The sequence below is a fragment of the Kitasatospora sp. NPDC051705 genome, from assembly GCF_044453265.1.
Classification (GTDB): Bacteria; Actinomycetota; Actinomycetes; order Streptomycetales; family Streptomycetaceae; genus Kitasatospora.
In genome coordinates this window covers 1-15,017 of record NZ_JBITCO010000042.1, presented here as the reverse complement: position 1 = coordinate 15,017, position 15,017 = coordinate 1, and the positions used below count along the sequence as shown (strand labels likewise).

Annotated in this window: 2 protein-coding genes; both read right to left on the bottom strand. The window is 75.4% G+C overall.

All coding sequences use genetic code 11. From position 1 onward, the window contains the following. Window positions 1-82: 82 nt before the first annotated feature. The gene (locus ACIA8Q_RS32190) at window positions 83-6,637 is read right to left on the bottom strand and encodes an SDR family NAD(P)-dependent oxidoreductase (RefSeq protein ID WP_396318182.1); all 6,555 of its coding nucleotides are present in this window, start codon (window positions 6,635-6,637) and stop codon (window positions 83-85) included. 71 nt (window positions 6,638-6,708) lie between these two features. Continuing rightward, window positions 6,709-15,017, bottom strand: an 8,309-nt coding sequence (locus tag ACIA8Q_RS32185; RefSeq protein ID WP_396318181.1) for a type I polyketide synthase, incomplete at its 5' end; no start/stop codon positions are given.

Sequence of the window (15,017 nt, the reverse complement as noted above, 5' to 3'; positions counted from 1 at the left end):
GTTCGACATGCTGGTTACTCCTGAGTACGGAAGGCGAGGTGGTGGCGGGTCCCGTACGCCGGGCCGGTGCGGGACGGCGCGCTCATCCGATGCCGAGCTCGCGGTCGAGGGCGTCGAACAGGGCCTGGTCGTCGGTGGATCCGAGGTCCTCCTCCGGTGTCCCGGCCGCGTCGGTCCGGGCCCGCGCGTCGTTCCAGCTGGTCAGCAGCGCGCGCAGCCGGGTGGTCACCGTGTCGTTCTCGTCGCAGGCCGGGTCCGTGGCGTTCAGCAGGTCGGCCAGGCGGTCGATCTCTCCGAGCAGGGACTGGTCGCTCGCCGGCGTCCCCGGGGCGGCGGCACGGTCCGGGGCCAGCCGGGTGAGCAGGTGGTCGACGAGCGCGACCGGGGTGGGCACGTCGAAGACCAGCGTGGCCGGCAGCCGCAGGCCGGTGGCCGAGGCCAGCCGGTTGCGGAACTCCACACCGGTGAGCGAGTCGAAGCCGAACTCCTTGAACGTACGGTCCCCGTCGACCGCCGCGGCCGAGGAGTGCCCGAGGGCGGCCGCCATCTGGCTCCGGATCAGCTGGCGGACGGTGCGCTTGCGGTCCGGGGCGGACATCCGGGCCAGCTGGTGGGCCATCGTGTCGCCGCCCACCGGGGACGCCGGGTCGGCCGAGGCCGAGCGCCGCACCGATGCCGGAGCAAGGGCCCGCAGGATGGGCGCGAGGGCGTTCACGGCGGCCTGTTCCCGCAGCGCCGCGACGTCCACCGGGGTGGGGACCAGCACCGCATCCGGGGCCGTCAGTGAGGCTCCGAACAGTGCCAGACCCTCTTCGGTCTCCAGTGGGGCCAGCCCGGTGCGCCGGATCCGCCGCAGGTCGGTGTCGTCGAGGTGCCCGGTCATGCCGCTGCGTTCGGCCCACAGCCCCCAGGCGAGCGAGAGTCCGGGGAGCCCGGCGGCCCGGCGCTCCGCGGCCAGCGCGTCGAGGAACGCGTTGGCCGCGGCGTAGCCGGCCTGCCCCGCGCCGCCGAGCACGCCCGCCGCCGAGGAGAACGTGATGAAGGCGTCCAGGTCCAGGTCGCGGGTGAGCTCGTGGAGGTGCACGGCCGCGTCCACCTTCGGCCGGAACACCCGGTCGACCCGTTCCGGGGTCAGCGCGGTGAGGACGCCGTCGTCGAGTACACCGGCCGCGTGCACCACGGCGGAGAGCGGGTGCGCCGGGGGAATCGCGTCCAGGACCCGGGCGAGTGAGTCCCGGTCGGCCGCGTCGCACTCGGCGACCACCGCCTCGGCCCCCGAGCGGGCCAGCTCGGCCACTAGTTCACGGGCCCCCGGAGTGTCGAGGCCGCGTCGGCCGAGCAGGACCAGGCGGCGCACCCCGTGGTGCGTCACCAGCCGCCGTGCCACCAGGGAGCCCAGCGTGCCGAGGGCGCCGGTCACCAGGACCGTCCCCTCGGAGCGGGGCTCGGCCGGCAGGGTCAGTACGACCTTGCCGACGTTGCGGGCCTGGCTGAGGTAGCGGAAGGCGTCGGGTGCGTGCCGGACGTCCCAGGCAGCCACCGGCAGGGGGGCGAGCACGCCGCGCTCGTAGAGGGCGGCGATCTCGTCGAGCATCTCCTTGATCCGTTCCGGCCCGGCCTCGCCCAGGTCGAAGGCGCGGTAGCCGACGCCCGGGTGGTCGGCGGCGGTCCGGTCGGCGTCGCGGATGTCGGTCTTGCCCATCTCGATGAACCGGCCGCCCGGCCGCAGCAGCCGCAGCGAGGCGTCGACGTACTCGCGGGCCAGGGAGTTGAGCACCACGTCCACGCCGCGACCACCGGTCACGGTGCGCACGTGGGACTCGAACTCCAGCGTGCGCGAGGACGCGATGTGCTCGCGGCGCACGCCCCAGGAGTGCACGGTGTCCCACTTCGGCGGGCTCGCGGTGCCGAACAGCTCCACGTCCCAGTGCCGGGCGAGTTGCACCGCCGCGATCCCCACCGCCCCGGCGGCGGCGTGCACCAGCAGGGACTCTCCTGGCTGGATCCGCGCCAGGTCAGCCAGACCGTAGTAGGCGGTCAGGAACGCCACCGGTACGGCGGCGGCCTGAGCGTACGACAGACTCGCGGGAATCCTGGTGACCAGCCTGGAGTCGGCCACCGTGACCGGACCGATGCCACCCGAGAACAGGCCCATCACCCGGTCGCCGGGCGTGAGCCCGGCCACGCCCTCGCCGACCTCCAGCACCAGGCCGGCCCCCTCGCCGCCGGGCAGCCCTGCGGCGGGCGGCACCATGCCGAGCGTCATCAGCACGTCGCGGAAGTTGACGCCCGCGGCGCGCATGGCGACCCGGATCTGCCCGGGCTGCAACGGGGCGTTCGCCTCCGGGCACGACACGAGCGCGATCTGCTCCAGCGTGCGCCGTCCGGCGAAGTCGAGCCGCCACGACGACGAACCGCCCGGCGCCCGCAGCGCCGTGCCTCGCCGCCCGTCCGCCCGGACCAGCCGGGGGCACAGCACCGTGCCCTCGCGCAGGGCGAGTTGGGGCTCGCCGGTGGCGAGCGCGGCCGGCGAAGCGAGGTGCGAGGCGCCCCGGCCGTCGGTGTCCAGGAGGACGAACCGGTCCGGACGCTCGGACTGTGCGGAGCGGATCAGGCCCCAGACGGCCGCCTGGACCGGGTCCGGCCGCTGTCCGCCGGTCTCGGTGGAGACCGCGCTGTGGGTCAGGAAGACCAGTCGGGACTGTGGGAAGTGCTCGCTCGCGGCCCAGAGCTGGGCCAGCTCCAGCGCCCGCTCCACCGCCTCGCGGGCGGCGGCCTGACGCGGGCCGGCCGCCGGACCACCGGTGACGTCCGCCCAGACGGCGTCCGGAGCCGGGGCACCCGCCTCGACCTCCGCGATCAGCGCGGCGAGGTCGGCGTGGACCGCGACCCGGGCGCCCGCCGAAGCGAGCGCCTCCACCGTGTCGGACTGGTCTGTGCCCAGCACGGCCCACTGCGGTGCGTGCGATCCGTCGACGGTCACCGGCAGGGTGCTCCAGTCGATCCGGAACAGGTGCTCGAGCGCAGGATCGCGGGTCAGCGCCTGGGGGTCCAGCGCGCGCAGGCTGAGCGCCTCGACGGACCCCACCACTCCGGTGGGGTCGGCGAGCGTGATCCCGTACGCGCCGGACCCGTCCCCGGCGATGCGGACCCGCAGCGCCGTGGCGCCGGTCGCCCGCAGGGACACCCCGGCCCAGGAGAACGGCAACAGCGTCCCGCTCCCGTCGGGCAGGGCCAGGCCGATGACGTGGAGCGCCGCGTCCAGTAGCGCAGGGTGGAGCCCGAAGCCGGTGGCCCCGGCCCGCTGGTCCTCGGGGAGGCAGACCTCGGCGAACAGTTCGTCACCGCGCCGCCAGGCAGCCCGCAGCCCCTGGAAGGCCGGGCCGTACCGGTAGCCGCGCTCGGCCAGCGCTTCGTAGTGGCCGCTGACGTCCAGGGCGGTGGCTCCGGATGGCGGCCACGCGGCGAAGCCGGCGTCCTCCTCCGGCGCGCCGCGTCCCAGCAGCCCGGCGGCGTGCCGGGTCCAGGACGGATCGCCGCCTTGGCTGGCGGGCGCCGAGAAGATCTCTACGGTATGTTCGCCGGACCCGTCCGCCAGTCCCACCACGACCTGGAGCCGGGCACTCCCCTCGTCCTGCAGCACCAGCGGGGCCTCCAGGGTGAGCTCCACCACCCGGTCGCAGCCCGCCACCCCGGCGGCGTGGAGCGCGAGTTCGACGAAGTACGCGCCCGGCACCAGGGTTGCCCCGGAGACGGTGTGGTCGGCCAGCCACGGCTGGGAGCCGAGCCCGACCGACCCGGTGAGCAGCACCTCGCCGTCGGCCGCGGGCCGGATCGCCGCGCCCAGCAGCGGGTGTCCGGCCTCCGCCAGGCCCAGCCGGCCAGCGCCGGCCGGCGCCTCGGCCGGGTCCAGCCAGTAGCGGCGGCCCTGGAACGCGTAGGTAGGCAGGTCGATGCGGCGCGCTCCGGTGCCCTCGAAGGCGGCGGACCAGTCCACCGGGATGCCGCCGACGAACGCCCGGGCCAGGGACAGCAGGAACCGGTGCGGCCCGCCCTCCTCGCGCCGGAGCGTCTCGCAGACCACCGCCTCGGCGCCGCGGGCCTCGATGGTCTCCTCCAGCCCGACGGTCAGTACCGGGTGGGGGCTCACCTCGACGAAGGCGTCGTACCCCTGCTCCAGCAGGGTGCCGACGGCCTCCTCCAGCCGGACCGGCAGCCGCAGGTTGCGGAACCAGTACTCCGCGTCGAGCGCCGTACCGTCGAGCGGCGCCCCGGTGACGGTGGAGCAGAAGACCGTCTGCGCCGGCTTCGGCGCCACTCCGGCGAGCGCCTCGGCGATCTGCTCCCGGATGCCGTCCACGTGGTCCGAGTGGGAGGCGTAGTCGACCGGGATCATCCGCGCCCGGACACCGTCCTTCTCGCAGGCCGCGCACAGCTCCTCCAGCGCCGAGCGGTCGCCGGAGACGACCGTCGAGCGGGGGCCGTTGACCGCCGCGACCGAGATCCGGTCCGCCCACTCGGCCAGACGCGGCGTCACCTCGGCCGCCGCAGCGGCGATCGAGGCCATCCCGCCGGTGCCCGAGAGCGCGGCCAGCGCCTGCGCCCGCAGGGCGACCACCCTGGCGGCGTCGTCGAGCGTCAGCGCGCCGGCCACGCAGGCCGCCGCGATCTCCCCCTGGCTGTGGCCGATCACGGCGGCGGGCCGCACACCGTGTGCGGTCCACAGCTCGGCGAGGGAGACCATTACCGCGAACAGCGCAGGCTGGACGACGTCCACGGCTTTCAGCGAGGGCGCGCCCTCACCGCCGCGCAACACCGCTTCCAGGTCCCAGCCGGTGTACGGGCGCAGCGCCTCGGCGCAGCGCCGCACGGACGCGGCGAAGACCTCGGAGGCGTCCAGGAGGTCGGCCGCCATGCCGATCCACTGGGAGCCCTGGCCGGGGAAGACGAAGACCGTGCGGCCGGTGGTCGCGACCGTGCCGCGCACGAGTCCGGCCGCCTCCTCGCCCCGGACCAGCGCGCCCAGGGCCTCCGTCAGCTCCCGCGCGTCCGTGCCCACGACGACCGCCCGCTGCTCGAAGGCCGAACGGGTGGTGGCGAGCGAGAGGCCGACGTCGGCCAGCCGGGCTCCGGTCTCCAACAGCGGGCCGAGCCGCTCGGCCTGGCCACGCAGCGCCTCCTCGGTGCGGGCCGACAACGCAAGCGGCACGATCCGCTCGGGACCCGCCTCGGCGCTGACCGAAGTCGTCTCGGCCAGGTGCTCCTCAACGATCACGTGCGCGTTGGTGCCGCTGATGCCGAACGACGAGACGGCCGCCCGGCGCGGACCGTCGGTGGGCTGCCACGGGCGGTTCTCGTTCAACAGCGCCACGCCGCCGCCGGCCCAGTCCACGTTCGGCAGCGGTTGCTCCGCGTGCAGCGTGCGGGGCAGGGTCTGGTGGCGCAGCGCCATGACCATCTTGATGATTCCGGCGACGCCGGCGGCGGCCTGGGTGTGGCCGAGGTTGGACTTGACCGACCCGAGCCACAGCGGGCGGTCGCCGTCCCGGTCGGCGCCGTACACCGCCTGCAGCGCCTGCACCTCGATCGGATCGCCCAGCGTGGTGCCTGTGCCATGGGCCTCCACCGCGTCGATCGCCGCGGTGCCCAGCCGGGCCGAGGCCAGGGCCTGCCGGATCACCCGCTGCTGCGCCGGCCCGTTGGGCGCCGTCAGCCGGCTGCTCGCGCCGTCCTGGTTGACCGCCGAGCCGGGGATCACGGCCAGGACCGGGTGAGCGTTGCGCAGCGCGTCGGACAGCCGCTCCAGGACCAGGAGGCCCGCGCCCTCGCCCCAGCCGGTGCCGTCGGCGTCGGCGGAGAAGGCCTTGCACCGGCCGTCCGGGGCCAGTCCGCGCTGCCGACTGAACTCCACGAACGTTGCCGGCGACGACATCACCGTGACACCGCCGGCCAGCGCGAGCGAGCACTCGCGCCGGCGCAAGGCCTGGGCAGCCAGGTGCACGGACACCAACGATGACGAGCAGGCGGTGTCCACCGTGACGGCCGGGCCCTGGAGGCCGAAGCTGTACGCGATCCGGCCGGAGGCGATGCTCGGCGCGCTTCCGGCGCCGACGTAGCCCTCGAAGTCCGCCGGAACGGTGTGGAGCCGGGAGCCGTAGTCGTTGTACATCACGCCGACGAAGACCCCGGTGTCGCTGCCCTTGACCGACCGGACGCCGATGCCGGCCCGCTCCAGGGCCTCCCAGCCGATCTCCAGCAGCAGCCGCTGCTGCGGGTCCGTCGCCGTCGCCTCACGCGGGTTGAGGCCGAAGAGCTCGGCGTCGAACAGGTCGGCGTCATGCAGGAAGCCGCCCGACCGGGTGTACGTCGTCCCCACGGTCTCGGGGTCGGGGTCGTGCAGCGCGTCGGTGTCCCAGCCGCGGTTGACGGGGAAGCCCGAGATCGCGTCGCTTCCGCCGCTGACCAGCTCCCACAGGTCTTCCGGCGAGGCGACCCCGCCCGGGTACCGGCAGGCCATCGAGACGATGGCGATCGGCTCGCGCTCGGCCTCCTCCGCCTCCTCCAGCCGCTGCCGGGTCCGCTGGAGGTCGGCCGTGACCCGCTTGAGGTAGCCGCGAAGCTTCACCTCGTTCCCCACCGGTGTCCCACTCCTCAAAGGGGTTGCTCCAGGTCCGGACGGCTGGTCCGACGCAGGTGTCGAAAGGCTCATCAGGACACTCCGAGGTCGTTGTCGATCAGGTTGAAGATCTCGTCGTCGGTCGATTCGTCGAGCCGCTCGGCCAGGTCTGTGCCGTTGGCGCGGCGGTCGGCGGCGTTCGCCCGGTCCAGCAGGTCGCGCAGCCGCCGGGCCACGCCGTCCTCGCCCGGGCCGTCCTGCAGCCGCAGGAGGATCCAGTCCTCCAGGCGGTCCAGGTCCAGGGCGTCGAGGGAGTCCGGCGCCGGGTCCGCGCCCCGCACCGCCCGGACCTGCTCCGCCAGCAGCTCCCGCAGGTGCTTGGCGAGCAGCACCGGCTCGGGGAAGTCGAACAGCACGGTGGGCGGCAGCGGCAGGCCGGTGAGCCGGGTCAGCCGGTTGCGGAACTCCACGGCGGTCAGCGAGTCGAAGCCGAGATCGAGGAAGCCGCGCTCCGCACCGACCGCCCTCGGGTCCGGGAACCCGAGCACGGCGGCGGCCTGGGCCCGTACGAGGTCGAGCAGCACCGCCTCCGACTCCTGTTCCGACAGGTCCGCCAGCCGGTCGGTCAGCGGCGCCTCGGCCGGGCCGTCGGCCCGCTCCGCCCGGCGAGTCGGCCGCGGCAGGAGGCCGCGCATGATCGCCGGAGCGTCGGCGCCCTGCGCCCGCAGGGCCGGCAGGTCCAGCCGGACCGGCAGCAGCAGGGGGTCCGGGCCGGCGCAGGCCGCGTCGAAGAGCTCCAGCGCCTCGCGGTCGGACAGCGCGGCCACACCCGCCCGGGCCAGGCGCCGCAGGTCGGCGTCGCCGAGGGTGCCCGCCATGCCGCCGTGCTGCGCCCACAGGCCCCAGGCCAGCGAGGTGGCGGGGAGCCCCTGCGCCGCACGGTGCCGGGCGAACGCGTCCAGGAAGGCGTTGGCGGCCGCGTAGTTGCCCTGTCCGGCCGTGCCGAGCGTGCCGGCGGCCGAGGAGAACAGGACGAACGTCCGGAGCCCCAGGTCCTTCGTGGCGTCGTGCAGGTGGACGGCGGCGTCGACCTTGGCCCGCAGGACTTCGGTGACCTGCCGCTCGGTCAGCGACTGGATGACGCCGTCGTCCAGCACACCTGCGGCGTGCACGACCGCGGTCAGCGGATGCCCGGTCGGCACGGTGGCCAGCAGGCCGTCGACCGCGCTCCGGTCGGACAAGTCGCAGGCCACCAGCTCCGCGTCGGCGCCCAGCTCGGCGAGGTCGGACAGCAGCTGCGCCGCGCCCTCGGCCGCTGGGCCGCGGCGGCTCACCAGCAGCAGCCGCCGGACGCCGTGCGCGCTCACCAGGTGCCGGGCGAGCAGGCCGCCGAGCGCCCCGGTGGCGCCGCTCAGCAGGACGGTGCCGTCGGCGGCGAAGCCGCCCTCGACACCCACGTCCCGCGCGGCGAGGTTCGCCCTGGCCAGCCTCGGTGCGTACAACATGCCGTCCCGTAGGGCGAGTTGAGGCTCGTCGTCGGAGGGCAGCAGGAGCGCTCCCGGCTCGGCCGGGGCCGCCGGTTCCGCCAGGTCGATCAGGAGGAACCGGCCCGGGTGCTCCGCCTGAGCAGCGCGCAGCAGGCCCCACACCGCCGCGCCGGCCAGGTCCGGCACACTGTCGGTGGCCTGGACGCCGACCGCACCGCGGGTCGCCACCACGACCCGGGTGTCGACGAGCCGGTCATCGGCCAGCCAGTCCTGCACCGTGCGCAGGACGCCGAGCACGGCCCGCTCGACCTCGGCCGGGTCCGCACCGGTGGCCGGCGGCGAGGCCGGTGCCTCCAGCACGACCGCCTCCGGCAGCCGTGCCCCGCCGTCCAGGGCGGCCAGCAGCGCAGCCAGGTCAGGGTATGTGCCGGCGTTCGGCACCAGCGCGGCCCCGGCCGTGCCGACGACCGCCCAACGGGACCCGTCGCGGTCCGGGAGCGGTGCGCTCGGGACGGGCACCCAGTCCAGCCGGTAGAGCGACCGGGAGCCGATCCGGGAGCGCTCCAGGGCACCGGCGGGCAGCCGGCGCAGCGTCACCTCGTCGATCGAGAGCACCGGCCGGCCGGCCTGGTCAGCCGCCTGGAGCCGGTAACCGTCGATGCCGCGCGGTGTCAGCCGCACCCGCAGGGGGCCGGACTCGGCCGCGTGCAGCGTGACGCCGGAGAACGCGAACGGCAGCCGGTCGTCGTCCTGGCCGGTCAGCACACCGAGCTTGAGGGCGTTCAGCGCCGCGTCGAGCGCGGCCGGCCGGATGCCGAAGTGCTCGTGGTCGGCCGACGGCTCGGCGGCGGCGATCTCCACGAAGCTCTCGTCCCCCCGGCGCCAGGCGGCCCGCAGGCCGCGGAAGGACGGCCCGTAGCTGAATCCGGCGTCGGCCAGCCGCTCGTACAGTCCGTCCGAGGGGACGGGCCGCGCGTCGGCCGGCGGCCAGACCTCGAGGCCGGTGCCGTCGGTGTTCTCGGCGTCCTCCGGACGGAGGACGCCGCTGGCGTGCCGGGTCCAGACCGGGTGGTCGGCGGGCTCGGCGTCCTCGGGACGGGCGTACACGTGCACCGGCCGGTCCGCGGAGCCCTCCTCCGGGTCCCCGACCACCAGTTGCAGCAGGAGCGCACCGGAGTCGGGAAGGACCAGGGGCTCCTCCAACACCAGCTCAGCCACCCGTGCGCAGCCCGTCTCGGCGCCCGCGTACCGGGCGAGTTCGAGCAGGGCCGTGCCCGGTACCACGACCGCGCCGAGGAGGGTGTGGTCGGTGAGCCACGGGTGCGTCGTTGGGGACAGCCGCCCGGTGAAGACCGTCCCCGTCGAGGCTGCGAGCGGTACCGCCGCACCGAGCATCGGGTGGTCGGCCCGCACCAGGCCGGCCGCCTCGACTCCGGCACCGACCGCACCGGTCGGGGAGAGCCAGTACTGCCGGTGCCGGAAGGCGTAGGTCGGCAGCTCGGCGGCGGTGCGGAAGGCGGCCCGTTCGCCCAGCAGACCCGTCCAGGACACCGCCGCACCGAGGGCCTGCGCCCGGCCGACCGCCTCCACCAGGGTGTGGGCGCGCGGGCGACCGGCGCGCTGCGTCGCCACGAAGCCGGCCTCGACCGGCCGACCGGCCAGGGCCTCCTGGGCCATCGCGGTGAGGATGCCGTCCGGGCCCACCTCGACGAAGAGGGTCGTGCCCAGGTCGGCGAGCTCGTGCACGCAGTCCTGGAAGCGGACCGCCTCGCGGGCGTGCCGCGCCCAGTACTCCGGGCCGAGGACGAGTGGCTCGCCGTCGCCCGCCCCGGTGGCGCCGAGCCGGCGACCGGTCAGCGCGGAGACGAACGTGACCTCCGCCGGAGCGTGGTCCAGCTCGGCCGCCGCCGAGCGCAGGGCATCCAGCGCGGGCTCCATGTGGGGCGAGTGGAAGGCATGGCTGACCCGCAGCCGGCGGGTCTGGCGGCCCTGCCCGCGCACAAGCTCGGACACCGCCAGGACCTCGTCCTCGTCACCGGCCAGCACCACCGAGGACGGGCCGTTGACCGCCGCGATCGAGACCGCCGCGGCCCGCCCCTCGATCAGCGGAAGGACCTCGGCCTCCGACATCTGGAGTGCCACCATCGCACCGCCCGTGGGCAGTTCCTCCATGGCGGCGGCCCGGGCCGACACCAGCGCGGCGGCGTCCGCCAGGGACAGCACCCCGGCCACGTGGGCAGCGGCCAGCTCGCCCACCGAGTGCCCGGCGACGGCGTCGGGACGCAGACCCCAGGACGCCAGCAGCCGGGACAACGCGACCTGGAAGGCGAACAGCGCGGGCTGGGTGAACCCGGTCCGGTCCAGCCGCTCGTCGAGCGCGGGGGCCGGCTCGGCGAGCAGCAGCTCCGCGAGCGGGCCGGTCAGTTCCGGGCCGAGCGCCGCGCAGACCTCGTCCAGCGCGCGGGCGAAGACCTCGTACTCCTGGTACAGCTCGCGGGCCATGCCCACGGACTGGGAGCCCTGACCGGTGAACAGGAAGGCGACCCGGCCGGCCGGGGGCACGGCCGCGTCGGCCGCGCCCAGCAGCTGCTCCCCCTGGGTGAGCGCGGTGAGGCCGCGCAGCAGCTCCTCGCGGTCCGCGCCGGTGACCACCGCGCGGTGCTCGAACAGGGTTCGGGAGGAGACCAGTGCCCGGGCCACCTCGGTCGGATCCAGGTCGGGCTGCTGTTCGGCGAACGACCGCATCCGCTCGGCCTGCGCCCGCAGGCCGTCCGCGGTCCGCGAGGAGAGCACCCAGGGCACCACGGTCGTCGCGCCCGGAGCCTGCTGCCCGCGGGTGTCCGGCGTGTCCGCCTCGGACTGCGGGTCGTACTCCAGGACGACGTGGGCGTTGGTGCCGCTGAGGCCGAAGGAGGAGACCCCCGCCCGGCGCGGGCGCTGGGTGTCGGGCCAGTCCCGCTGCTCCGTCAGGAGCCGGACCGCGCCGGCACTCCAGTCCACGTGCGTACTGGGCCGGTCGACGTGCAGGGTCCTGGGCAGGACGCCGTGACGCATGGCCATCACCATCTTGATGACCCCGCCGATCCCGGCCGCCGCCTGGGCGTGTCCGATGTTCGACTTCAACGAGCCGAGCCACAGCGGCTGTTGCTCGTCGTGCTCCCGGCCGTAGGTGGCCAGGATCGCCTGGGCCTCGATCGGGTCGCCGAGGTTGGTGCCGGTGCCGTGGGCCTCGACCGCGTCGACCTCGGCCCCGGACAGCCGCGCGTCGCGCAGCGCCGCCAGGATGACCTGCTGCTGGGAGGGGCCGCTGGGCGCGGTGAGTCCGTTGCTGGCGCCGTCCTGGTTGACGGCGCTGCCGCGCAGTACCGCGAGCACCGGATGGCCGTGGCGGCGGGCCTCGGAGAGCCGCTCCACCAGCAGGACGCCGGCGCCCTCGGCCCAGCCTGTGCCGTCCGCCGCCTCGGCGAAGGACTTGCACCGGCCGTCCGGTGCGAGACCGCGCTGGCGGCTGAACTCCACGAAGGTGCGCGGCGTGGCCATCACTGTGACGCCGGCCACCAGGGCCATCGAGCACTCGGCACGGCGCAGCGACTGCGCGGCCGTGTGCAGGGCGACCAGCGAGGACGAGCAGGCCGTGTCGATGGTGACGGCCGACCCCTCGAAACCGAAGGTGTAGGCCAGCCGGCCGGACAGGACGCTGCCGCTGGTGCCGGTCAGCAGGTAGCCCTCGACCCCCTGCTCCTCCGGTGCGGCGGCCGTGGCGTAGTCGGACGCCATGGCGCCGACGAAGACGCCGGTCCGGGAACCCTTCAGGGACCGCGGGTCGATCCCGGCACGCTCGACCGCCTCCCAGGCGGTCTCCAGCAGCAGCCGCTGCTGCGGGTCCATGGCCAGCGCCTCGCGCGGGGAGATGCCGAAGAACTCCGCGTCGAACCCGGTCGCGACCTCGTCCTCCAGGAGCCCGGCCGCCGTGGCGTAGAACGTGCCCGGGTGCTCGGGGTCGGGGTGGTACAGGGCGCCAAGGTCCCAGCCGCGCCCGGTGGGCAGCGGGCCGACCGCGTCCGTGCCGGACGCCACCAGCTGCCAGAGGGCCTCGGGCGAGTGGGCGCCACCGGGGAACCGGCAGCTCATCCCGACGATCGCGATCGGCTCGTCGGCCTCGGCCGACGTCGCCTGGGCGGCTGCCGGTTCCGGCGTCGCGGGGTCGGCGGTGAACTCGGTGCGCAGCCGCTGCACCAGGGCGTCCGGGGTGGGGTGGTTGAACAGCGTGGTGGCCGGCAGCCGCAGCCCCGTGGCCTCGTTGAGCCGGTTGCGCAGCTCGACCGAGGTGAGGGAGTCGAAGCCGAGGTCCTTGAACGCCCGTGAGCGGTCGACCGGTTGGCCGTCACCGTAGCCCAGCACCGAGGCGACGTGCGCGCGCACCAGCTCGCGCAGGATCTCCTCCTGCTCGGCCGCGGGAACGCGGGCCAGCCGCTGGGCCAGGCCGTCGCCGGGGCCGTCCACCGCGCGGGCGGCGCGCCGGGTCGGGGTTCGGACCAGGCCTCGCAGGAGCGGGGGAACGGGTCCGGACGCCGCGCGGCCGGCGAGCGCCGCGACGTCGATCCGGGCCGGCACCAGGGCCGCCGCCGGCAGGCCCAGCGACACGTCCAGTAGCCGCAGGCCCTCCGCCGTGGACAGCGGGGTCAGCCCGGCGCGGGAGAGCCGCCGCAGGTCGGTCTCCGAGAGGTGGCCGGTCATCCCGCTGGCCTCGCCCCACAGCCCCCATGCGAGGGACACCGCGGGCAGGCCCAGATCCGACCGGTGCCGTGCGAGGGCGTCCAGGAAGACGTTGGCCGCCGCGTAGTTGGCCTGGCCGGGGTTGCCCAGCACGCCCGCCACCGACGAGAAGAGCACGAAGGCGGACAGGTCCAGGGAGCGGGTCAGCTCGTGCAGGTTGACGGCCGCGTCCACCTTGGGGCGCAGCACCCGCTCCAGCTGGGCCTCGGTCAGCGAATCCACCGGTGTGTCGTCGAGCACACCCGCGGCATGCACCACCGCGGTCAGCGGGTGGGCGGCCGGGACGGAGCCCAGCAACTCGGCCAGCTGTCCGCGGTCTGCGACATCGCAGGCCGCCACGGTGACCCGCACGCCGCGCTCGCCCAACTCCTCGGCCAGATCGGCGAGTCCGTCCGCCGCGAGGCCGCGCCGACCCGCCAGGAGCAGGTGGCGCACGCCGTGCCGGTCGCTCAGGTGACGGGCGACCACGCGGCCGAGTGCCCCGGTGGCTCCGGTGACCAGGACGGTGCCCTCCGGGTCCAGCCCGACGGGGGAGTCGAGTGCGGCGTCCACGTCGCCCTGCGGCACCCGGACCAGCTGGGGCGCGGAGCACTCGCCGTGGCGCACGCGGAGCTGCGGCTCGCCGTCGGCCCACGACAGCGCGGACGGGAGGATGGCGCGGGACTGCTCGTCGTCGTCCGTGTCGAGCAGGACGACGCGTCCCGGGTGCTCGGTCTGGGCCGACCTGGCGAGGCCCCAGACAGGGGCGTGCAGCAAGTCGGTGGCGTCCTGGGGGCCGTCCTGCGCCCCGTTGGACACGGCCCGGCGGGTGAGCAGGGCCAGGCGGGCTGCGCCGAATCGGTCGTCGGCGAGCCAGTCTTGAAGCAGTTCCAGTGAGCGGCGGGCGGTCGCGAGGGCTCCGGCAGCGAGGTCCACCGGGTCCTCGGCGGGGGCGGTCCAGCAGGTGACGACGGTCTCCGGGACGGGGCTGCCGGCGTCGACCGCCGCGCGCAGCGCGGCGAGGTCTGGGTAGCGCTCGGCGGACAGTGAGGCCGTGAGGCCTGCCGGGTCGGCGCCCACGACGGCGAGTCGGGGTGCGGCGGCTGGCGCGGTGGCGAGCGGTGCCCAGTCGACCCGGTAGAGGGAGTCCGGGCGCGGACGGCCGGTTCCGGCGAGCTGTGCCGCCGGGACCGGACGGAACGCCAGCGAGTCGGCCGTCAGCACCAGCTGCCCGTCCGGGTCCGTGGCGACGAGCGAGAAGGCGTCCCCGCCCACCCGGGTCAGCCGGACCCGCAGGGTGGTGGCGCCGACCGCGCCTAGGGTCACACCGGACCAGGCGAATGGCAGCCGAAGCTGCTCGCTGTCCCCGGGCTCGGTGGCCCGCAGCGGGCCGGAGACGGCCGGGTGCAGGGCGGCGTCGGACAGCGCCGGGTGCAGGCCGAAGCGGGCGGCGGTGTCGTACGCCTCCTCGGGCAGGGCGACCTCGGCGAACACCTGGTCGCCGCTCTTCCAGAGCGCCTGAACGCCCTGGAAGAGCGGGCCGTACTCGTAACCGGTTCCGGCGAGTTGCTCGTAGAGTCCGTCGATCGCTACCGGCTCGGCTCCGGCTGGCGGCCAGGCCGGCTCGGCCACCGGGGCGGAGGGGCCGGCGTCCGTTTCCAGGAGACCGGTGGCGTGCCTGGTCCAGGGCGAGTCGGCCGCTTCGCTGGCAGCCCGGGAGTGGATGCTCAGCGGGAGCCGGCCGGTGCCGTCGGGGCGGCCCACGACCAGCTGGAGGCGCACGCTGCCCTGGGCGGGAAGGGCCAGGGGTGCTTCCAGGGTGAGGTCGGCCAGTCGCTCGCAGCCGGCCCGCCGGCCTGCGTGCAGGGCGAGTTCGAGCAGTGCCGTGCCCGGGAGCAGCACGGTCCCGGAAACGGCGTGGTCCGCCAGCCAGGGGTGGGACTCCAGCGACAGCCGGCCGGTCAGCAGCATGCCGTCGCCGCTCGCCAGGGTGGTCGCCGCGCCGAGGAACGGGTGCTCGGCGGGGTCGAGACCGAGGGTGGTGGAGTCGGTGGTGTTGGTGGGGGTGGTGTTGATCCAGTAGCGGCGGCGTTGGAAGGGGTAGTGGGGGAGGGTGAGGGGTCGGGGGTGGGTGGTGGTGGGCCAGGTGATGGGGGTGC